The sequence below is a fragment of the Rathayibacter sp. AY1H2 genome, assembly GCF_002931985.1.
Lineage (GTDB): Bacteria > Actinomycetota > Actinomycetes > Actinomycetales > Microbacteriaceae > Rathayibacter.
Window position 1 is genome coordinate 1 of record NZ_PSUV01000030.1, and the last position, 19,929, is coordinate 19,929.

Consider the following 19,929-nt stretch of genomic DNA (forward strand, 5'->3'; position numbering starts at 1 on the left):
CGGGCGGGGGCGTTCCGGCGGGGACGGACGGAGCGGGCTCGCACCGCGGACCGCCTCGGACGAGCTCCGCGATCCGCAGCACCCGGTCGGCCGACGTCCGGGCGGACGGGTCGTGTGCTGGGACCCGCGCGGACCTCCGCGGTCGGCGGGACGTCATGTCCTGTTCGCCTGCCGCCCCTTGCCCGCGCGCCGCTCCGCGCGCACGCTGGAGCCATGACCGCATGGAGCCCTCTCGAGATCGTCGGCGCCGTGGTGCTCGCCCTCGCGCTGATCGGGCTCGCCGTCGCGGCCGTGGCGGTCGGAGCGGGCGACGAGATCGCGTTCATCGGCGTGCTGGTCGCCTTCGCGGTCGCGGTCAGCGGGCTCGGCCTCCACATCGCCGGCCGCGAGGCGCGGTACCGCCGCGACAACCGGTGACCCCGTCGCGCTACCGCCGCGACGACGGCTGAGGAGGCGCGCTCCCGCCGCGGCGGCCGCTGAGCGGGAGAGACTCCCGCCGCGACGACACTCGGCCGGTCAGCGCCCGAGCTCCACCAGCAGCACGCCGGCGATGATCAGGCCGATCCCGCCGAGCATCGTCCAGGTCAGCGGGTCCTGGAACAGCCAGCGGCCGAGCACCGCGGTCAGCGCGACTCCGACCGCCGCCCAGATCCCGTAGGCCACCCCGATCGGCATGCCCTGCGCGAGCGCCCCGGCCAGCAGCGTGAACGCGACGACGTAGCCGACTCCGACCACGACGTACCAGCGCTTCCGGCCGTCCGTCGCGGGCTTGAGGCTCATCGTCGCGGCGACCTCGGTGAGGATCGCGCCCGAGAGCAGCAGCCAGGCCATCAGCGCACCGCCCGGCGCGCGGCCTGCGCTCGCTGCGAGCCGATCTCGACCATCAGCACGCCCGCGATGATCAGCACCAGCCCGATCGTCATCACGCCCGTCAGCGGCTGACCGAAGAGCACGGCCGCGAGGACCGCCGTCAGCGCGACGCCGCACGCGCCCCACACGCCGTACGCGACTCCGATCGGCATGCCGGCCTTGAGCACCCGGCTGAGGAGGACGAACGCCGCCAGGTAGCCCGCCACCACGAGGGCGTACCAGCCCGGCGACTCGATGGCGGCCTGGAGGGCGAGCGACGCCGTCACCTCGGTGAGGATCGCGCCGGTGAGGAGCACCCAGCTCATCGTGTGCCGTCGGATCGGGTCATCCGGCCAGCGTAGGGCGGGCGCGGAGGCGTGCGACCGCGGAACGAGGGCTCAGCGCGCGGGGAGGGTGGGAACGATCGTTCTCTGGGCAGTGACGCGCTCACCGCGCGAAGTGCTCGCGCACCTCCGCCTGCCAGCGCTCGCGGTCCTCCTCCGTGATGAACGCCGCGTCGAAGGAGTTGAGCGCCAGCTGCTCGAGCTGCGCGTCGTCCATCCCCAGCTCCTCGACCAGGGCGCGGTAGTTCTCATCCACGTAGCCGCCGAAGTAGGGCGGATCGTCGCTCGAGACCGTCACGACGAGTCCCTCGCGGAGCATCGCGGGCAGCGGGTGGTCGGCCATCGTGTCCACCGCGCGTAGGGCGACGTTCGACAGCGGGCACACCGTCACCGGGATGCGGCGCTCGCGGAGCATCGCGACGACCTCCGGGTCCTCCATCGCGCGGATCCCGTGGTCGATCCGCTCGACCTTCAGCAGCTCGACGGTGGCCGCGACCGTCTCGGGCCCGCCCTCCTCGCCGGCGTGCGCGACCAGGCGCAGTCCGTCCGCCGCGGCGCGCGCGTAGACGTCGACGAACAGCTCCGGGCCGAAGCCCACCTCGTTCGAGTCGAGCCCGACGCCGATGATGTGCTCGCGCCAGGGGAGGATCGCCGTCAGCATCTCGTCGGCCGCGTCGGCGCCCAGGTCGCGGAGGAAGCACATGATCAGGTCCGTCGAGACCCCGTGGGTCTCCTCGCTCCGACCGAGCGCACGGGTGATCCCGCTCATCACGGTGTCGAGCGCGACGCCGTTGCCGAGGTGCGTCTGCGGGTCGAAGAAGATCTCGGCGCGGCGGACGTTCGCCTTCTGCGCCCGGTCGAGGTAGCCGGTCGCGAGCTCGAAGAAGTCCCGCTCCGTCTTCAGCACGGTGAGGTTCGAGTAGTGCAGCTCCAGGAACGACGCGAGGTCGGTGAAGGAGTACCGCGCGCGGAGGGCGTCGAGATCCTCGGTCGGCAGGGCGACCCCGTTGCGGCGCGCCATCTCGACGATGTGCTCGGGCTCGATCGTGCCCTCGAGGTGGATGTGCAGCTCGGCGCTGGGCGGGGCGGGGAAGGCGGGGCGGGGCATGCGGATCCTCCAGGGAGCGGCCGGGGCGGCGGGGTTGCTCCCGACCGTAGGCCTCCGCTGTTTCGCGCGCGTTTCCGGCGGGAGGCGCGCGATCCGGATCCGGAGCGGCCCCGCCCCCGGGTGCTAGAGCTCGCCCTGCCGCGAGGTGCCGGCCGGGATCGGGACGAGCCGCGTCACGACGGGCGGGTGGGCGACGAGTCCGCGGATCGCCGCGTTGAGGCGAACGACCGGCTCTCCGGCGCCGTGCGCGTCGAGCAGGTCGCCGCTCGTCCACTTCTCCAGCATGACGATGGTGCCGTCGGGCGAGTCGTGGATCGCGTAGAGCTCGCAGCCCTCCTCCTCGTGCACCTCCGCGATGGCGGTGGAGAGGGCGGCGACGAGCGCGTCGCGCTGCCCCTCGGCGGGAGTGAAGATCGCGGTGACGACGACGGGATCGGACATGGCGTGCCTTTCGGAGGGGGGAGGGGGATCAGCGCTGCGGGGGTGCGGCGCAGCTGGAGCGGATGACGAGGTCGGCCTGCACCTCGATGTGCTGCGGCGCCTCGGGGAGGCGGCCCTGCATGCGGGCGAGGACGAGCTCGACGCTGTGACGGGCGAGCATGTCGATCGGCTGACGGACGACGCTGAGCGGCGGGGTGACCAGCTCGCTCCACGGGTTGTCGTCGAACACGACGACCGAGAGGGCCTCCGGGATCCGGATCCCGAGCTGGAAGAGCCGGTGCACGGCGCTGCGCACCTGCGCGCCGCTGCCCGCGGTCTGAGGAGGCCGCGGCTGCCGCGGCACCTCCGGCCGTCGGAGCAGCCGCAGGCCGGTCGCGAGCTGCCAGGCCGTGACGGCGTAGACGGAGGCGCGCTCCCAGACGCCGTCGGGCAGCAGGTCGACGCCGGGCACGCGGGTGTCGACCTGCAGCATCAGCAGCGCGAGCAGGCCGGCCGCACCGAGCACGATCCCGACCGTCTCGAGCGCCCACGGGGCGCGGCCGCGCCGGGCCGCGGCACCGGCGACGATCGAGGCCGCGTTGCCGCCGACGATCGCCATCGCGGCGCCGACCACGTGCAGGCCGCCGATCCCGTTCTGCGCACTGGCGCTGCTCCCGTGCACGAGGCCCACCACGGCGATGCCCACGGCGTAGACCACGGCGAGGGAGAGGAACAGCCCCCGCGATCCGCCCCGCGCCGCCCGCACGGTCGTGACGGCGGCGGCGAGGTAGAGCGCCCCCTGCAGGAGGAATCCGGCGTTCATCACCGCGTGCAGCGGCGAGTCGATCGCGCGCCCCTGGAACACGCCCACCTCGGGCACGCCGAGATCGCTGATGTAGTTCCGTGCGTAGCTGTAGCCCGGGAACGCGGACGCGGCGACCGCCTCCGCTCCCACATAGGCGAGCGCGCTCACCACCCACAGCACTCCGGCCCCACGAGTTCCCATGGGCCCATCATCCCCGGGCCCGGCCGCGCCGGTCGTCGGCGCCGGACGGCTCCCCGCCGCTCCGGTCACAGGCTGAACCCGCCGTCGGTCGTGAGCACCTGCCCGACGACCCAGCTGCCCGCCGACGTGGCCAGCCATGCGATCAGCTCCGCGGGGTCCGCCGGCGCGCCGACCCGGCCGAAGAGCGTGGTCGCGACGTACTCCTCGAGGTCCTCGAGCGACCGGTCGGTGGTCTCCGGGTCCAAATATCCCGTGTTCACCGGACCGGGATCGATCGTGTTGAGCACGATCCCGAGCTCCAGGAGCTCGGCGGCGACCGTGGCGGTGACGCCGGCGAGTGCGGCCTTGCTCGCGGCGTAGGCGACCTCTCCGCGCATCGCGCCGTGGATCTGGCCGGACGTCATCCAGAACACGTGTCCCTGCGCCCGGGCGTAGGGCCCGGCTCCGACGATCCGGTCGCCGGGCCGGCGGGGTCCGTCGGTGCGCGGTGCCCGGAGCCGCGCGAACTCCGCGGTGAGCAGGAGGGTGGAGCGGGTGTTGACGTCCCAGAACGCGGTGAGCCGCTCGGGCGTCATGTCGAGGATGCTGCCGTCGTCGCCGCTCTTCGCGTGATTGCAGACGAGGACGTCCAGGCTCCCGGTCAGATCGGCGGCGGTGGCGATCAGGCCGGGGACGGTGGAGGGGTCGGCCAGGTCCGCGGCGACGTCGGCGAACCGCGCGCCCTCCGTGAGGTGCGCGCGGAGCTCGGACCGGACCGCGTCGAGGTCGTCGCCTCCCCAGGGGAGGTCGAGATCGTGAGGGCGGTGATGGTGGACGACGAGGTGCGCGCCGAGGGAGGCGAGCTTCGCGGCGACGGCGAATCCGATGCCGCGCCGCCGCGAGACACCGGTGACGAGAGCGGTCCTGCCCTGCAGGGGGAGGAGTGCGGACACGGGGAGCCTTTCGATCGCGCCCGAGCGGGCCGGAGGGAGCGGGACGGAGCGACGGGGATCGGGAAGGCCTCAGCCGCACTGCACGATCCCCACCGTATCGAGCCGCCGGTGGCCTCCGTCCGGCGATGAGGTGCCCCTCAGACCTGCTGGGAGATCCGCAGGCCCCGTCCCCGGGAGAAGCCGAGGCGCGAGTAGCTGTCCGCCAGCCGCTCGTCGCCGGCGACGGCCACGACGACGCCTCCCGCGGGGACCGTGGCCAGCTGCTCCCTCGTCGCGAGCACCGCCGACAGGCGGGTCCCGGGGCGCTGCGAGAGCGCCATCACCGTCCACCGCCGCCCGGGAGGCGTCTCCGCGCCGACGGCCCCGGTGAGGGGGGTCCCGACCAGCAGGGCCCCGCCCCCACGGCTCCGCCGAGGAGCGCCGCGAGGACCAGGACCGCGCCGAGCAGCCCCGAGAGCGCGACCCACACGGCCGCCACCACGGCCAGCAGGACGACCGGGACGGTGACGGCGATGCTCACCAGGGCGTCGGCGACCGGCCGGTAGCGCCCGAAGACGACCAGCCCGTTCCGGTCGGCCGTCTCATGGGCGGCGCGGCGGATCACGGAGGGCGCGAGCGAGAGCAGCGCCGTCGGGAAGGCCAGGACGGCGAGGACGCGGTGGCGCGTGAAGGCGCGCACCATCAGCCACGAGACGGCGGGCAGACGTCCCCATCCGACCGGTGCCGACGCCGCTGCCATCGAGCCAGTCTGCGCGATCGGGGAGGCGCGGGGCCGCCCGGTACGAGGACGCCGCTCCGGCTCCGCTGCGCGAGGGAGGCCGACCTGGACTACTCCTCGTCCGTCCGGTAGACCTTCCGGAACGCGTCCTTGCGGGCGATCCTCCCGCCGCGGAACTCGTAGATGTCGCAGCCCCGCGTGACCTGGGGTCGGCCGTCGGGGCCGGTCCCGGTGAAGGACCAGGTGGCCGCGCCGCGCGTCCCGGCGATGAGGGGAGCCCCCTCCTCGTGCCGCTCCTGTCCGGTGTCGAAGGCGAGCATGAGCGCGAATCCCTCGCGGACCTGCTCCTTGCCCGTCCAGGTGCGGCCGGGCTCGGGGCCGACGGACGCGCCGTACACGCAATCGTCGGTCATGTGACTCATCAGCGCTTCGAGGTCGTGGCGGGTCCAGGCGTCGCTGAACGCGGCCAGCACCTCGGGCGTCATCTCGCTCGTGCTGGTCTCGGTCGAAGAGGAGTCGTCCATGTGCGGGCCTCGGTCCTTCTGATCGGTGGACCGTCGTCGGTCGCTCTGCGACCGTGGCAGGTGAGCGGCCGCAGTGGCAACGCCCTCTAGCGGTCATGTCCGGAAGCGGACGGCCGGCGGATCAGCGGTCCGTCGACCCGCCGACCAGCGGGTGAGCGCGACGGCGGGGGGCGGTGCACTGCGGGCGGCGGGAGCGGCCGCCGAGGCGACCCGCTCCACCGGGCACTGCCGCGTCCCGATGCTGAGCCCCTTCGTGAAGGCCGTGCCGAAGTCGGACGCGGGCCGGTCCTCCTCCGCCTCCTCGGTCGCGGCTCCCGGGTCGCCCGCGGCGGCCGGATGCTAGGCGCTCGCCGCCTCGTCCGCCACCTCCTCCCCGCCGACCGGCGCCGACGCGCAGGATGAGGAGCACCGGTCGCGGCGGGCACCGACTCCGCACCCGACCGGCACCGAGACCGCCACGAGCCCGCGCCGGCGGGAGGACAGCGAGAGCACCATGGGATTCTGGGGACCGACCGACGAGACCCGCGGCACGCGCCCGGTCGACGAGCCGCTCGGCGAGCTGGAGCTCGTGCACGCCTTCACCAGCGGGCCGATGCCCACCGGCGTCAGCGTCTCGCACACCGGGCGGATCTTCGTGAACTTCCCGAAGTGGGGAGACGAGGTCCCGGCCACGGTCGTGGAGCTGGTCGACGGAGCGGCGGTGCCCTACCCGGACGAGGCCTGGAACACGCCGGCGGGGATCGACGACGCCGGCGCCCTCGTCTCGGTGCAGAGCATCGTCGTCGATCCGGCCGACCGGCTCTGGATCCTCGACACCGGCAGCCCGATGTTCGAGCCGACGAAGAAGGGCGGCCCCAAGCTCGTCCGCGTCGACCTGGCGACCGACACCGTCGAGCAGGTGATCCTCCTCGAGCCGGACGTCGCCCTGCCGACCACCTACCTCAACGACGTGCGCTTCGATCTGCGGCGCGGCATCGCCTACATCACCGACTCGGCCGACTTCGGCCCGAACGGGATCATCGTCGTCGACCTCGAGGCGGGGACCGCCTGGCGTCGCCTGCACGACCACCCGAGCACGAAGGCGCTCACTCCTCCGGAGCTCGTGCCGATGGCCGAGGGCCGCGGGCTGATGAAGCGCCCGGCCGACGGCGACCCTCAGCCGGTGACGATGGGCGCCGACGGCATCGCGATCTCGGCCGACGGCGAGCGCCTCTGGTACTGCCCGCTCGCCTCCCGCCGCTGGTTCAGCGTGGCGACGGCGGCCCTGGTCGACCGGTCGGTGCCGGACGAGGACGTCGCGGCGACTGTCGTCGACGAGGGCGACAAGGGCGGGGGAGCGGACGGCCTCGAGACGGATGCGCTGGGCCGCTTCTACGCCACGAGCTACGAGAACAACGCGATCGTCCGCCGTCGCACCGACGGCACGATGGAGACGATCGTGCACGACGAGCGGCTGCTCTGGCCGGACACGATGTCGATCGCGACGGACGAGCACCTGTACGTCACCGCGAACCAGCTGCACCGCCAGGCCGACTACCAGGGCGGCACGGATCTGCGGACGTACCCGTACTCGCTGTTCCGGGTGCGGATCGGCGCGGGGCCGGTCCTCCTCCGCTGAAGGCCCCCGCCTGGTCGCCTGCGCCGAGATCCGCAGCGCGGATCAGCGCCAGTGGGCGAGCTCCGTGCGGAGGGTCCCGCGGGCGCGGGCGAGCAGTCCGCGGACGGTCGAGGTCGTGAGCCCCAGCTCGTGCGCGATCGCGTCGTAGCTGCACTGCTCCAGCTGGCGCAGCTCCCAGCAGCGGCGCTGGGCCGGGGGCATCGCGGCGAGCACCCGGTTGGCGTCGGCGGCGAGCGATCCGCAGTGCGCGGCGTGCTCCGGGTCGTCGGCGGCGGAGGCGGGGAACTCGTCGTCCAGCTCGGCTCGCAGCCGCGAGACGCTGGAGCGGAGCCGGTCGACGCTGCGGCGGCGGGCGGTCGTGACGAGCCAGCCGGCGATGGTCTCGCCGTCGATCACGCTGTCCACGTGGGTCCACGCCGCGAGGAACGTCTCCTGCACCACGTCGTCGACGTCGGCGCTGCTGCGGAGGGTGCGGGCGGCCGTCGCGCGGAGCAGACCGGTGTAGCGGCGGACGATGGTGGCGAACGCGCGGTCGTCGCCCTCCGCGGCGCGGATGACGAGCATCCGGTCCGAGTCGGGTTCGAGCAGCGCGAGCGGCGGCGCGGCGAGGGTCGAGGGGCGGGCCCTCGGGAGGCGTGCGGGGGTGGTGGCGGTGAGCATGCGGACTCCGGTCGACTTGATGTGCACGCATGATTCGGAGGCGCGCTCCCGCCCGGTTTCCCGGGGCGGGACCCCAGTGGGAGGGGCAGGTCTGTCCGGTTTCCGGGGACGTCAGCGCCGCCGCGACCACCAGCGGCGGGACCGCTCCGGCTCGGCGGCCGCCCGGGCCTCGGCCGCGGCGGCGCGATCGGCGCGCCGCTGCGACCAGGCGGCGACCTCCTCGTCGACGTCCCGGAGCGGGGTGACGACGGGCGGCCCGCCCAGCAGCTGGCGGCGCGCCTCGATCACCCGCGTGTTGAAGTCGGCGAGCTCGGCGCGCACCTCCTCCTCGCGGTGCAGGCGGTCGAGGCGCTCGTCGAGCGCGCGGTCCTCGGCGCGGAGGAGGAAGGCGGCCGGGCCGATCCCGGTGAGGTTCTCGCGCTCGATCTTGCGACGGATCCACCAGTCCGGGTCGTGGGCCGCGCCCAGGTCCGGGAGCGGCTTCCCCGATCCCGGCAGGTCGTCGAAGTCGCCGCGGCGGATCGCGAGCTGGATCGCCGTCTCGACGAACGCGGCCCGCTCGAGCGGATCCTCGGGCAGGGCGGGCTGCTCCGACTTCTCTTCGCCCGCGGCGCCGGCTCGGTACCGGGCGGCGCGCTCCCTCGCATCCGACATCCCTCCACGCTAGATCGGGCTCCTCGCCGCGGGCAACCACCCCTCCCGCCGTCTCCGTGGTCGGTGGGGCTCCGCGGGTCGACATCGGCGGACCGGCGTGCGTAGTATCGATACTCGATAACATCGACGATCGATAAGGAGCACGCCATGACGAGTGTCATCTCCAGCGGACCGGTCCGGGAGCGTCCGCGCGTGTTCCGGGTGGCGAGAGCGGTCCTGCTCATCGTCGCGGTCTTCTCCGTGCTCACCGCGCTCCTGCAGACCTGGACGGTCACCACCGGGCGCACCCTGCTGGTCTTCGGGGAAGCGGACGGCCGCCTCCCGCTCCGGAGCCTCCCGCAGCTGCTGCAGGCCGAGCCGCGCGAGGGCACCGCGCCCACGCTCGCCGACGCCGCTCTCTCCCTCCGCCTGCTCGGTGCGCTGCCGAGCCTCCTCCAGGCGGTCACCATCGTCCTCGCCACGGTCTTCCTCCTGCGGGTTCTCCGCGGCATCGCGGCCGGACGCCCGTTCGACCCCTTCGTCCTCGCGAACTGGCGCCGTCTGAGCCTCGCCCTGCTGATCGGAGGAGTGGCGCAGGGCCTCGCCGACACCGCGGCGGGCCTGTACCTCAGCTCCGGCATCGGCCTGCTGTTCGCCGCCGGCCGGGTGACCGACGAGCAGCGCGACGCCTTCCTCGGCGGCGACTACCAGGCCATCGGGACGAACCTGCCGCAGTGGCCCGTCCCCGTCCTGCTCGCCGGAGTGGTGGCCCTCGCCCTGACGGCGGCGTTCCGCGCCGGCGCGAAGCTCGAACGGGACGTCGACGGCGTTGTCTGAGCCCGCCGACGACGAGAGGCACCGGATCGACTGCCACCTCGGAGCAGTGTTGGCCGAGCGCGGCGTGACCCTCACCGCCCTCTCTGCCCGCACCGGCATCACGATGGCGAACCTCTCCATCCTCAAGAACAACCGCGCCCGCGCGATCCGCTTCACGACGCTGACGCTCATCTGCGACGCGCTCGACTGCACCCCGCAGGAGCTGTTCTCGATCCGGGCCGTCGACGAGCGGGGGTAGCGGCGGGCGGATCGGCCAGGGGATCTCTGCGGGGCCGATGGTAGGGACGCCGTCCGATCCGACCGTCGATCGAGCAGGCCTCAGTCGCGCTCCACGTCCGCCCCTCCTGGGATCGGCCGGAACTCCCCGGAGCTCGCTCTCGTCCCGACCCATGGATGAGCCTCACCAGCGCGGCCGGCGGCCTCGGCCATCGACCGTCCACAGGGGAGCGAGCTCGTCAGCGGGACCGTCGAATGCGCCTCCGGTGGATGCCGGCGGCTGCTCGCGGTCGTCCCTCCCGACGCGAATCACTCCCGAGCAGTTGTCGAGCGAGCTCGAAAGGACCCCGCAGACACGCATCGCGGGAACCCTCCGGGACCCTCGCTCCATCTCGGTGGCTTCCACCGTCGAGGGGCCCCTCCTGAAGATCCGGGCCGACTACTGGTCCCAGGAGTACATCCCCTGGGGACGTGTGCGAAGCGTCCTCGTGGGTTCTTCCGCCAACCGGTCCCGTCGCGCTGTGGGATCTCCCTGAGACGGCGGCGGTGTACCCGTCGACGAGGCCGCCGGTCATCGTCCCCGCGAGGAGCGCCCGCTTCAGACCCGCACCGACGACGAACACGTCGATCGACCCGGGGTTCCCGAACGGGGGACGGACCGTGATGCACGTCTGGTCGTGCTGAGCGGCGGTCAGCGGTCGAGGACTTGACGAATGACGAGGACTCGGATCTCCGTCGACTCCCGCCCCACCGGGTCGAACCCGCTCGCCGTCATCACTGAGACCCTGCTCGAGCCGGTCGGCGTGCTCGTGCGCGCAGCGCTGCGGCCGCTTCCCGCCCGCTCAGTCCAGCGGGTAGCCCGGCAGCCCGTCGATGCTGACCGCGTTGCGCGTGGCTCGGTACTCGGCCATGCCGTCGGGGCCCTTCTTCTCGGCCTGGAGGAGGAGCAGGTCGCGCTCGCCGACCGGCTCCATCACCGGCACGCCCCAGCCGCACGCGTCACTGATGCGGGTGAGCTCGACGGTGACGACCGCGCGGGTGCTCGGGTGGTCGGGGTGCTGCTCCGCGACCTCGGCGAACGCCTCCGAACCGGGCAGGTGCACGGAGCCGGTGCCGTGCAGGCGGACGATGCGCGGACGCGGTCCGAACGACGCGAACATCAGGCACACGCGCCCGTTCTCACGCAGGTGCGCGATCGTCTCGACTCCGCTGCCCGTGTAGTCGACCCAGCCGACTCGCCGCGGGCCCAGGATCGAGAACGAGTCGTGGCCGCGCGGCGACATGTTGACGTGCCCGTCCGCGGCGAGGGGCGCGGTGGCGACGAACCACATCGGCTGCTCGTGGATCCAGGAGGCGAGGCTCTCGTCGATCTCGTCGTAGACGTGCGCCACGGGGTCAGGCCCCGGCCGCGCGGCGGACCAGCTCGGTGACGGCGGCGCGCGTCTCGGCATCGGCGGAGACGAGCGCGTAGGCGGTCGGCCAGATCGTGCCGTCGTCGAGCTGGGCGCCGTCCTGGAAGCCGAGGGTCGAGTAGCGCGTGCCGAACTTCGCGCCGGGCTGGAAGAAGACGATCGCCTTGCCGTCCGAGCGCGCGTAGGCGGGGAAGCCGTACCAGGTCTTCGGGAGGAGATCGGGGGCGGTCTCGCCGACGACCTCGTGGAGCATCTGGGCGATCGGCCGCTCCTCGTCGGTCATCGCGGCGATCGCGGCCTCCGCGTCCATGCGGTCGGCGTCGGCCTTGTCGGCGCTCTTCTGCCGCTTCGCCTCCGCCCGCAGCTCGGCCGCGCGCTGCTTCATCGCCGCGCGCTCGTCCTTCGAGAAACCGTCTTCGGAGGCCATGTCCGCCCGTCCCGTCCGTCTGCGGCTCCCGGTCCGGGAGCGTCCCCGCACATCGTGACAGCGCCGCACTCGCCGCACAACGGCGGGAGAGAGCGCGACCGCGCGCCCCGGAAGCCCAGCCTCCGCGGTTAGCGTGGGCGGATGCGCCTCCTCCTGATCCGCCACGGCCAGACCCCCTCCAACGTCGCCGGGCTCCTCGACACCCGCATCCCCGGACCCGGGCTCACCGACCTCGGCCGCACCCAGGCCGCGGCACTGCCCGGTCGGCTCGCCGGCGAGGGGATCGGCGCGCTGCTCGTCTCGACGATGGTCCGCACCCACGAGACGGCCGCCCCTCTCGCCGCGGCCCTCGGGCTCGAGCCGATGGAGCGCGACGGCATCCGCGAGGTCGCGGCCGCGGGGCTCGAGATGCGCGGCGACGACGCGGCGGTCGAGGAGTACATGGGCACGGTCTTCCGCTGGGCCGGCGGCGAGACGTCGATCCGGCTGGCGGGCGGCGAGACGGGCGACGAGTTCGCGGCGCGCTACGACGCGGTGGTGGCGGAGGCGGAGGCGCTCGGGCACGAGGTCGTCGCGCTGGTCAGTCACGGCGCGGCTATCCGCTGCTGGGCGGGTCTGCGCTCCCTCGACCTCGATGCGCGCTTCATCGCCGACCACCTGCTCGACAACACCGGCGTCGTCGTCCTCGAGGGCTCGGGCGACGCGTGGACGCTCGTGTCCTGGCAGGGCGAGCCCGTCAGCGGAGTCGGCGCGGCGGCCCCCTCGGGCCCGGCGGGCGAGACCACCGTCTGAGCTGCAAGCCTCCTCGCCGGTCGAGCAGCGGCGGATGGAGTCCGGCCGGAACGAGCGCCGCCGGCCGCGCCATCACGGTAACGATCGCGCAACACTCCGGAAACCAGCTCCGACCAGCACATTCGCTCGCGCCGATCGGTTCATCACCACCCCTGGACCCGCCCCCGCAATTGTCCGACGTTTGCCCCTCGGCAGCTCCGCGGCTACCGTGGTCGGCGGTCCTCACGGGCCCCGATGAACCGGTCCGCGCTCGCACGGCGTCCCCCCAGGACGCGCCGCGATCGTACGGTCAACGGGAGTGGAGGCGGCCCCGAGGCCGCCTCGGACGCTCTCGCCTCCACCCCCTTTCGCGCTGAGCGGCGGGACGCACGCGGAGGCTCGACGCACGGCTGTCCCACGCTCCCGACCCGGCACCACGAGATGAGCGCAGGGCGTCGTCCCTGCGCGCCGACGGAGTGTACGTGCACCAGAACCAGCAGACCATCAGCGAGCCCCGGAGCGAGGCGGGCGCCGATCCCGCGACCCCCGCTCTCGAGGCCCGCCACCTCTTCAAGGTGTTCGGCCGGAAGCCCGACGAGGTCGTCCGCCGACTGGGCGAGGGCGCCGACCGCGGCGAGCTCGCCGGACTCGGCACGGCCGCGGTGATCGACGCGTCCTTCACCGTGCGCCGCGGCGAGATCTTCGTCGTGATGGGCCTCTCCGGCTCCGGGAAGTCCACCCTCATCCGCATGCTGAACGGGCTCCAGGAGCCCTCCGCGGGCGAGGTCCTGATCGAGGGCTCCACCATCACCGGCGTCTCCGAGGCGGAGCTGCGCCGCGTGCGCCGCTCGTCGGTGTCGATGGTGTTCCAGCACTTCGCGCTCCTCCCGCACCGCACCGTGCTCGACAACGTCGCGTACCCGCTCGAGATCCAGGGCGTCCCCGCGGCCGAGCGCCGCGAGCGGGCGATGCTCGCGGTCGAGCGCGCCGGTCTCGCCGGCTGGCACGAGAAGATGCCCGACGAGCTCTCCGGCGGCATGCGCCAGCGCGTCGGCCTCGCCCGGGCGCTCGCCGCCGACACCGACATCGTGCTGATGGACGAGGCGTTCTCGGCGCTCGACCCGCTGATCCGCCGCGAGATGCAGGAGCAGCTGATCGAGCTGCAGCACGAGCTCGGCAAGACCATCGTCTTCATCACGCACGACCTCAACGAGGCCATGTTCCTCGGCGACCGCATCGCGGTGATGCGCGACGGCCGCATCGTCCAGATCGGCACCCCGGAGGAGATCCTCACCGACCCGGCGAACGACTACGTCGCCCAGTTCGTGCAGGACGTCGACCGCGCCCGCGTGCTCACCGCCTCCGCCGTGATGGAGCCCGCCCGCTCCGTGGTCACCCTCGCGGCCGGTCCCCGCGCCGCGCTGAGGAGCATGCGCGACCTGCAGACCTCGGCCGCGTTCGTGGTCGGCGGCGGACGACGCCTGCTGGGCACGGTCCGCGACCGCGACGTGATCGAGCAGGTGCGCCGGAGCACCGGCGACCTCTCGGCGGTCCTCACCTCCGACGTCGTCACCGTCGGTCCGGACACCGCCCTCAGCGAGGTCATCGAGCCCGCCGTCGAGTCGGCGCTGCCGGTCGCCGTGGTCGACGCCGACGGGCGTCTGCTCGGAGCGATCCCGCGGGTGACCCTGCTCGCGGCGCTCGGCAACGTGCCCGCCCGCACCGGCGAGCACCCGGTGATCGAGCCGCCCGCCACCGTCTCGACCGAGGTCGTCACCGCGACCCTGCACGCGACCGGAGGCCCCGTCGAGGACGCCGTCCTCGCGGCGGACGGAGGTGCACGATGACCGATCTCGGCTTCCGCCTCCCGCTCGGCGCCCTCGCCGAGAGTGCCGTCGACGTCCTCACGCAGACCTTCCAGCCGGTCTTCGACCTGCTGCGCACCGTCTTCGGCGCCCTCTACTCCGGCGTCGACCTCGTCCTCGCGACACCGCCCTTCTGGGTGATCGTCGCCTTCCTCGCCGTACTGGCCTACGCCGTCCGCGGCTGGGTCTTCGCGGCCGGCACCGCCGTGGGGCTCCTGCTGATCGTGGGGGTCGACCAGTGGGAGAACGCGATGGACTCCCTCGCGCTGGTGCTCGTCGCCTCCGTGATCGCCATCGCGCTGAGCGTGCCGCTGGGCGTGCTCGCCGCGCGCAACCGCACGGCCTCCGCGGTCATCCGGCCCGTGCTCGACCTGATGCAGACGATGCCGGCCTTCGTCTACCTGATCCCCGCGCTGATCCTGTTCCGGGTCGGAGTGGTGCCGGGCATCGTCGCGACCATCGTGTTCGCCATGGCGCCGGGCGTCCGGCTCACCGAGCTGGGCATCCGCGGCGTCGACCCGGAGCTCGTCGAGGCGGGGGAGTCGTTCGGCTCCTCGAAGTGGCGGATCCTCCGCCAGATCCAGCTGCCGCTCGCGCTGCCCTCGATCCTGGCGGGCCTCAACCAGGTCATCATGCTCTCGCTCTCGATGGTCGTCATCGCGGGCATGGTCGGCGCCGGAGGGCTGGGCGGCGACGTCGTCGCGAGCCTCAACCGGATCGATGTCGCGCTCGGCTTCGAGGCGGGCATCTCCGTCGTGATCCTCGCGGTCGTCCTCGACCGGATGACCGGCGCGCTGGGCTCGCCCTCGCCGGCGAGGGTCGCCCGGGCGAAGAACCGCCGCGCCGTAGTGGCGACCCGCTCGGCCGTCGGCGTCGTCTCGATCGGCCTGGTCGCGTCCCTCGGGGCCGCGACCCTCGCCGCTCCCGCCACCGCCGCCTCCGTCGACAACGGCGACCGCACCGACGTGACCGTCGCCGTGTTCCAGGGCTGGGACGAGGGGATCGCCGTCTCCGCTCTATGGGAGGCGGTGCTCGAGGAGCAGGGCTACGACGTGACCCTGCAGAACGCCGACGTCGCCCCCGGCTTCCAGGGCCTCTCGACCGGCGACTACGACCTCGCCCTCGACACCTGGCTGCCGCTCACCCACGCCCGGTACGTCGAGCAGTACGGCGACTCGATCGTCGACCTGGGCGCGTGGAACGATGAGGCGAAGCTGACCATCGCGGTCAACGAGGACGCTCCGATCGACTCCCTCGAGGAGCTCGCCGCCGACCCGGGCGTCGTCGGCAACCGCCTGATCGGCATCGAGCCCGGCTCCGGTCTCAACAAGACGACGACCGAGGACGTCATCCCCGGCTACGGCCTGGAGGGGATGGACTACCTCACCTCCTCGACGCCGGCCATGCTCCAGGAGCTCTCGAGCGCGACCGCCGCGGGCGAGAACATCGCCGTCACGCTCTGGCGCCCGCACTGGGCCTACGACGCCTTCCCGGTCAAGGACCTCGAGGACCCGAAGGGCCTGCTCGGGCAGGCGGAGGGGATCCACTCCTTCGGCTCGGCCGCGTTCGACGCGGACTACCCGACGATGAGCCGCTGGATCCGCGACTTCCGGATGGACTCGAAGACGCTCTACTCGCTCGAGAACGCGCTGTTCAACGACGGGGCCGACGACCGCTCCGCCGCCCTCGCCGCGTGGATGGACGAGAACCGGGAGTACGTCGACACGCTGATCACCTGATCCGCCACCACGACGAAGGCCGAGAGGCTGGGCGGCCCCGGACCAGGGCTGTCCCGGCCTCTCGGCCTTCGTCGCGCAGAAGTCAGGCGGCGCTGACCCGGCGTCCCGCGGTGGCGCGGACCAGGAGGGTGACCACCAGCACCACGGCGGCGGCGACCAGCGCGGCGATCCCGGCGGGGACCGAGACGAGCTCGCCGGCGAAGCGGCCGACGGCGACCCAGGAGAGTCCCCAGACGAGCGAGAGCATCGGGGCGATGCGGCCGCGGCCGGTGACCGCGATCAGGAGTCCGACGAGCGCGGCGACGGCGAGGACGACGACCGCCCAGACCGCGGCGCCCGGACCGTCCGCGCTGCCGACTCCCGCGCCGACGAGCCCGGCGGTGACGTTCGCGGCCGTGGCCACGCACACCCAGCCGAGGTAGAGCCCGAAGGTGCCGTCTGTCACGATCGCGTCGACCACTCCGGCCGACCGGGTGGTCCGCAGGATCACGAAGATGCGCGCGAGCACGGCGAGCAGCAGGGCGATCACGACGACGCTGAGCGTCAGGAAGCCGGCCTGGACGACCAGGATCCACGCGGCGTTCAGGAGGAGGCTGGCGGCGGCCCAGTAGCCCAGCCGGCGGTGGCGGGTGCGGGCGGTCTGCGAGGGCAGGAACTGCCAGATCGCGTAGGCGATGAGGCCGGTGTAGATGACGCTCCAGATCGCGAAGGCGGGGCCGTCGGGAGCGATGGGGGTCGAGGACGCGGTCAGGGCGCCGCCGGCCGCGTTCTGGATCTGCGTGCCGCCCGCGGCGCCCGAGCCGATGAACGAGCCGATGAGGGCGAGCACTGCGCTCACGGCGACGACGACCTGGCGGATCCGGTCGGCGCGGTCGGGGGTTCGTGTGGCGGTCATGTCGCTCCTCCATTAGTCAGCTGGCTGAGTAATGAGAGTAGCGCGATTCCGCTCCCCGTCCACTGGGGCTTGCGGCGCGGCCCCGGCCCTGGATGAGGGCCGGGGCCGGATTCTCAGGCGCGGGCGGCCGCGTACTGCTCGCGGATCACAGGGCGGTGGTCCGGCGCGGGCTCGGCCACCGAGGTGACGGTCCACGTCGGACGCGATCCGGTCAGCGCCCAGGCGGCCTGCACGGCGGCACCGTCGGCCACGTACTCGCCGGGCGTCGGCACCTGCACGGGCACGTCGAACACCTGCGATGCAGCGAGCTGCACGGCGCGGTTCTGCGCGGCTCCGCCGATGAGGAGGATGCGCCGCGCCTCCACTCCCTGCGCGCGAACGGCGTCGAGCCCGTCGGCCAGTCCGCAGAGCATGCCCTCGATCGCCGCGCGGGCGAGGTTCGGTCGCGTGGTCGAGGCGATGGTCATCCCGTGCAGGCTCGCGGTCGCGTCCGGCAGGTTCGGCGTGCGCTCGCCCTCGAAGTAGGGGACCAGCACGAGGCCGTCGGCACCCGGCTCCGCCTCGAGCGCCAGTGCGGCGAACTCGTCGAAGTCGCTGCCGAGCAGGGTCGCGGTCGAGGCCAGCACGCGCGCGGCGTTGAGCGTCGCGACCAGAGGCAGGAAGCGCCCGCTCGCATCGGCGAAGCCGGCGACGGTCCCGGAGGCGTCGCGCACCGGGTCGTCCGTGACGGCGAAGACCGTGCCGCTCGTGCCGATGCTGACGACCACGTCGCCGGGGCCGGCACCGAGGCCGAGCGCGGCGCCCGCGTTGTCGCCCGCGCCGGGGCCGACGACGAGTCCGCTCTCGGTGCGGCCCGCCTCCTCCGAGGGGCCGAGCACGCGGGGGAGCAGCGGGCGGTGGCCGAGGGCGCGCTCGAGCAGGTCGAGGTCGTAGCCGTCCGCTCCCCAGTACGAGGTGCCGGACGCGTCGGACCGGTCGGTCGTGAGCGCGTCGAGCTGCGGACCGCGGGCGGAGTCGGGGCCGTAGCCGAGCAGGCGCCAGGTCAGCCAGTCGTGAGGGAGCGCGACGGCGGCGACACGGGCGGCGTTCTCGGGCTCGGCGTCGCGCAGCCAGCGGAGCTTGGTGGCGGTGAAGGAGGCGACCGGCACCGATCCGGTCCGCTCCGCCCAGGCCCCGGCTCCGAGCTCCTCGATGAGCGCGGCGGCGGCGGGCGCGCTGCGGGTGTCGTTCCAGAGCAGAGCGGGGCGGATGACGGTGCCGCTCTCGTCGAGGACGACCATGCCGTGCTGCTGGCCGCCGACCGAGATCGCGGCGACGTCGTCGAGCCCGCCGGCGTCGGCGAGGGCGAGCTGCAGCGCCTCCCACCACGCGGCCGGATCGACCTCGGTGCCGTCCGGGTGGCTCGCCCGGCCGGTGCGCACCACGGCGCCGGTGTCGAGGTCGCGGACGACCACCTTGCAGCTCTGGGTCGACGAGTCGATCCCTGCGACGAGCGTCATCGCTGTCCTCTTTCGTTGGGGGGTTCGGGTTCGGGCGTCCGGTGCGGAACCGGGCCGGATGCAGGAGAACGGACGAGATCCCGTGCGGGTGCAGGGGATCTCGTCCGTCTCAGGTCGTCCCGCGGCGGACCGCGGGCTCAGGGGGTGCGGGTCAGCCGCGGGCGCCGAGCAGGTGCTCGGTGGCCAGCTGCTGCAGGCGCACGAAGCCGAAGCCCTTGCCGCCGAGGTAGGCGTCGGCGTCGAACGACTCGTACGAGGCGGTGTCCGCGAGCAGGTCGTCGTACGACTCGCCCTCGTTCAGCGTCGGGGTGGAGAGCTCGGCGACCTTGGCGGCGGCCAGCGCCTCCTGCACCTCGGGGTCGGCGCGGAAGGCCGCGGCGCGCTCCTTGAGCAGCAGGTAGGTGCGCATGTTCGCGGCGGCCGAGTCCCAGACTCCGGTCTCGTCCTCGGTGCGCGAGGGCTTGTAGTCGAAGTGGCGCGGGCCGTCGTAGGCCGGGACGCCGCCGGGGCCGCCGTTCTCGAGGAGGTCGACGAGCGAGAACGCGTTGTGCAGGTCGCCGTGGCCGAAGACCAGGTCCTGGTCGTACTTGATGCCGCGCTGGCCGTTGAGGTCGATGTGGAAGAGCTTGCCGTGGTACAGCGCCTGGGCGATGCCGGCGGTGAAGTTCAGGCCCGCCATCTGCTCGTGGCCGACCTCGGGGTTCACGCCGACGAGCTCGGGGCGCTCGAGGGAGTCGATGAATGCGATCGCGTGGCCGAGCGTGGGCAGCAGGATGTCGCCGCGGGGCTCGTTCGGCTTGGGCTCGATGGCGAAGCGGATGTCGTAGCCCTTGTCGGTGACGTAGTCGCCGAGCAGGTTGACGGCCTCGCGGTAGCGCTCGAGCGCGGCGCGGATGTCCTTGGCGGAGTCGTACTCGGCGCCCTCGCGGCCGCCCCACATGACGAACGTCTTCGCGCCCAGCTCGGCGGCGAGGTCGATGTTGCGGAGGACCTTGCGCAGCGCGAAGCGGCGGACGTCGCGGTCGTTCGAGGTGAAGCCGCCGTCCTTGAAGACCGGGGCGCTGAAGAGGTTCGTGGTGACCATCGGCACGATGAGGCCGGTGGACTCCAGCGCGCCCTTGAGGCGGTCGATCTGGGTCTGGCGCTCGGCGTCGGTGGAGCCGAAGGCGAACAGGTCGTCGTCGTGGAAGGTGAGGCCGTACGCGCCGAGCTCGTCGAGCTTCTCGACCGCGTGGACGACGTCGAGCGGCTCGCGGGTCGGGCCGCCGAACGGGTCCGTCCCGTTGTAGCCGATGGTCCAGAGGCCGAACGAGAACTTGTCGGCGCGGGTGGGGGTCAGGGACATGGGATCCGAATCCTTTCCGGCGACGTCGCCGAATTGTTGTTGAGCCCAACATATCTCCTGAGGATCGAGAGGCGCAACGAGCGGAAGGCCCGGCGCGTCGCCCTCCGGCCC

The 19,929-nt window shown here is 73.2% G+C and carries 24 protein-coding genes; 8 read left to right on the forward strand and 16 right to left on the reverse strand.

Translation table 11 applies throughout. The features are described 5' to 3' along the window. The first annotated feature begins 213 nt into the window (after positions 1-213). Positions 214-417 carry a hypothetical protein gene (locus C5C29_RS15965; RefSeq protein ID WP_104308555.1) on the forward strand — a complete coding sequence of 68 codons (204 nt, stop codon included), beginning with the start codon at positions 214-216 and terminating at the stop codon, positions 415-417. A 99-nt stretch (positions 418-516) separates the two neighbouring features. Here C5C29_RS15965 and C5C29_RS15970 read toward each other — a convergent pair whose 3' ends face one another. From C5C29_RS15970 to C5C29_RS16010, 9 genes are all read right to left on the reverse strand, one after another. Continuing rightward, positions 517-831 (reverse strand): multidrug efflux SMR transporter, encoded by a 315-nt coding sequence (locus C5C29_RS15970; protein ID WP_104227487.1) that lies wholly within the window; start codon positions 829-831, stop codon positions 517-519. Then, positions 831-1,175, reverse strand: coding sequence for a multidrug efflux SMR transporter (locus C5C29_RS15975; protein ID WP_104269826.1), 345 nt, complete (start codon positions 1,173-1,175; stop codon positions 831-833). The genes C5C29_RS15970 and C5C29_RS15975 overlap by 1 nt, the downstream gene beginning before the upstream one ends. Before the next feature lie 121 nt (positions 1,176-1,296). Next, complete coding sequence (locus tag C5C29_RS15980; RefSeq protein ID WP_104308556.1) at positions 1,297-2,301, reverse strand: adenosine deaminase; 1,005 nt, start codon at positions 2,299-2,301, stop codon at positions 1,297-1,299. Positions 2,302-2,424: 123 nt separating this feature from the next. Beyond that, complete coding sequence (locus tag C5C29_RS15985; RefSeq protein WP_104308557.1) at positions 2,425-2,742, reverse strand: putative quinol monooxygenase; 318 nt, start codon at positions 2,740-2,742, stop codon at positions 2,425-2,427. A 28-nt stretch (positions 2,743-2,770) separates the two neighbouring features. After that, the gene (locus C5C29_RS15990) at positions 2,771-3,727 is read right to left on the reverse strand and encodes a DUF998 domain-containing protein (RefSeq protein WP_258066776.1); all 957 of its coding nucleotides are present in this window, start codon (positions 3,725-3,727) and stop codon (positions 2,771-2,773) included. Positions 3,728-3,792: 65 nt separating this feature from the next. Further along, entirely contained in the window at positions 3,793-4,659 is an 867-nt protein-coding gene (locus C5C29_RS15995) for an SDR family oxidoreductase (RefSeq protein WP_258069501.1), read from the reverse strand. Between the two features lie 137 nt (positions 4,660-4,796). Continuing rightward, positions 4,797-4,979 (reverse strand): hypothetical protein, encoded by a 183-nt coding sequence (locus C5C29_RS16000; RefSeq protein ID WP_104308558.1) that lies wholly within the window; start codon positions 4,977-4,979, stop codon positions 4,797-4,799. Next, positions 4,979-5,398, reverse strand: a complete 420-nt coding sequence (locus tag C5C29_RS16005; RefSeq protein WP_146083501.1) for a hypothetical protein — start codon at positions 5,396-5,398, stop codon at positions 4,979-4,981. Before C5C29_RS16005 ends, C5C29_RS16000 begins: the two co-directional genes overlap by 1 nt. An 89-nt stretch (positions 5,399-5,487) precedes the next feature. Beyond that, positions 5,488-5,901, reverse strand: a complete 414-nt coding sequence (locus C5C29_RS16010) for a nuclear transport factor 2 family protein (RefSeq protein WP_219813479.1) — start codon at positions 5,899-5,901, stop codon at positions 5,488-5,490. A 151-nt stretch (positions 5,902-6,052) separates the two neighbouring features. Between C5C29_RS16010 and C5C29_RS16015 the strand changes: the two genes are divergently transcribed. Next, positions 6,053-6,244, forward strand: coding sequence for a hypothetical protein (locus tag C5C29_RS16015; RefSeq protein WP_104248123.1), 192 nt, complete (start codon positions 6,053-6,055; stop codon positions 6,242-6,244). Positions 6,245-6,394: 150 nt separating this feature from the next. Next, a complete protein-coding gene (locus C5C29_RS16020; RefSeq protein ID WP_104308560.1) occupies positions 6,395-7,519 on the forward strand; it encodes an L-dopachrome tautomerase-related protein in 1,125 nt (374 codons plus the stop codon). Positions 7,520-7,561: 42 nt separating this feature from the next. Here the strand turns inward: C5C29_RS16020 and C5C29_RS16025 are convergent, their stop codons facing one another. Both C5C29_RS16025 and C5C29_RS16030 read right to left on the reverse strand, forming a co-directional pair. Then, on the reverse strand, positions 7,562-8,206 hold the full coding sequence (locus C5C29_RS16025; RefSeq protein ID WP_104308561.1) for an RNA polymerase sigma factor: 645 nt from the start codon (positions 8,204-8,206) through the stop codon (positions 7,562-7,564). Positions 8,207-8,290: 84 nt separating this feature from the next. Further along, entirely contained in the window at positions 8,291-8,833 is a 543-nt protein-coding gene (locus C5C29_RS16030) for a DUF1992 domain-containing protein (protein WP_104308562.1), read from the reverse strand. A gap of 147 nt (positions 8,834-8,980) precedes the next feature. Between C5C29_RS16030 and C5C29_RS16035 the strand changes: the two genes are divergently transcribed. Next, entirely contained in the window at positions 8,981-9,649 is a 669-nt protein-coding gene (locus C5C29_RS16035; RefSeq protein WP_104308563.1) for a hypothetical protein, read from the forward strand. A 46-nt stretch (positions 9,650-9,695) separates the two neighbouring features. Beyond that, a complete protein-coding gene (locus C5C29_RS16040; protein ID WP_374953998.1) occupies positions 9,696-9,887 on the forward strand; it encodes a helix-turn-helix domain-containing protein in 192 nt (63 codons plus the stop codon). 820 nt (positions 9,888-10,707) lie between these two features. Here the strand turns inward: C5C29_RS16040 and C5C29_RS16045 are convergent. Together C5C29_RS16045 and C5C29_RS16050 are read right to left on the reverse strand one after the other, a co-directional pair. Next, positions 10,708-11,256, reverse strand: coding sequence for a pyridoxamine 5'-phosphate oxidase family protein (locus tag C5C29_RS16045; RefSeq protein WP_104256488.1), 549 nt, complete (start codon positions 11,254-11,256; stop codon positions 10,708-10,710). A 4-nt stretch (positions 11,257-11,260) separates the two neighbouring features. Beyond that, positions 11,261-11,704 carry a hypothetical protein gene (locus tag C5C29_RS16050; RefSeq protein WP_104308564.1) on the reverse strand — a complete coding sequence of 148 codons (444 nt, stop codon included), beginning with the start codon at positions 11,702-11,704 and terminating at the stop codon, positions 11,261-11,263. A gap of 141 nt (positions 11,705-11,845) precedes the next feature. Here C5C29_RS16050 and C5C29_RS16055 point away from each other — a divergent pair, with 141 nt between their 5' ends. The 3 genes from C5C29_RS16055 to C5C29_RS17615 all read left to right on the forward strand — a co-directional run bounded on the left by C5C29_RS16055 (position 11,846) and on the right by C5C29_RS17615 (position 16,079). Beyond that, a complete protein-coding gene (locus tag C5C29_RS16055) occupies positions 11,846-12,496 on the forward strand; it encodes a histidine phosphatase family protein (RefSeq protein WP_104292924.1) in 651 nt (216 codons plus the stop codon). A 461-nt stretch (positions 12,497-12,957) separates the two neighbouring features. Continuing rightward, complete coding sequence (locus tag C5C29_RS16060) at positions 12,958-14,322, forward strand: glycine betaine/L-proline ABC transporter ATP-binding protein (RefSeq protein WP_258069502.1); 1,365 nt, start codon at positions 12,958-12,960, stop codon at positions 14,320-14,322. Continuing rightward, positions 14,319-16,079 (forward strand): ABC transporter permease/substrate binding protein, encoded by a 1,761-nt coding sequence (locus C5C29_RS17615; protein ID WP_104308565.1) that lies wholly within the window; start codon positions 14,319-14,321, stop codon positions 16,077-16,079. The genes C5C29_RS16060 and C5C29_RS17615 overlap by 4 nt, the downstream gene beginning before the upstream one ends. Before the next feature lie 82 nt (positions 16,080-16,161). Here the strand turns inward: C5C29_RS17615 and C5C29_RS16070 are convergent, their stop codons facing one another. The 3 genes from C5C29_RS16070 to xylA all read right to left on the reverse strand — a co-directional run bounded on the left by C5C29_RS16070 (position 16,162) and on the right by xylA (position 19,818). Beyond that, a complete protein-coding gene (locus C5C29_RS16070) occupies positions 16,162-16,974 on the reverse strand; it encodes a tryptophan-rich sensory protein (protein ID WP_104224878.1) in 813 nt (270 codons plus the stop codon). Positions 16,975-17,087: 113 nt separating this feature from the next. After that, positions 17,088-18,473 carry a xylulokinase gene (xylB, locus tag C5C29_RS16075; protein ID WP_104308566.1) on the reverse strand — a complete coding sequence of 462 codons (1,386 nt, stop codon included), beginning with the start codon at positions 18,471-18,473 and terminating at the stop codon, positions 17,088-17,090. A gap of 151 nt (positions 18,474-18,624) precedes the next feature. Next, positions 18,625-19,818, reverse strand: a complete 1,194-nt coding sequence (gene xylA, locus C5C29_RS16080; RefSeq protein WP_104224876.1) for a xylose isomerase — start codon at positions 19,816-19,818, stop codon at positions 18,625-18,627. Positions 19,819-19,929: the final 111 nt, after the last annotated feature.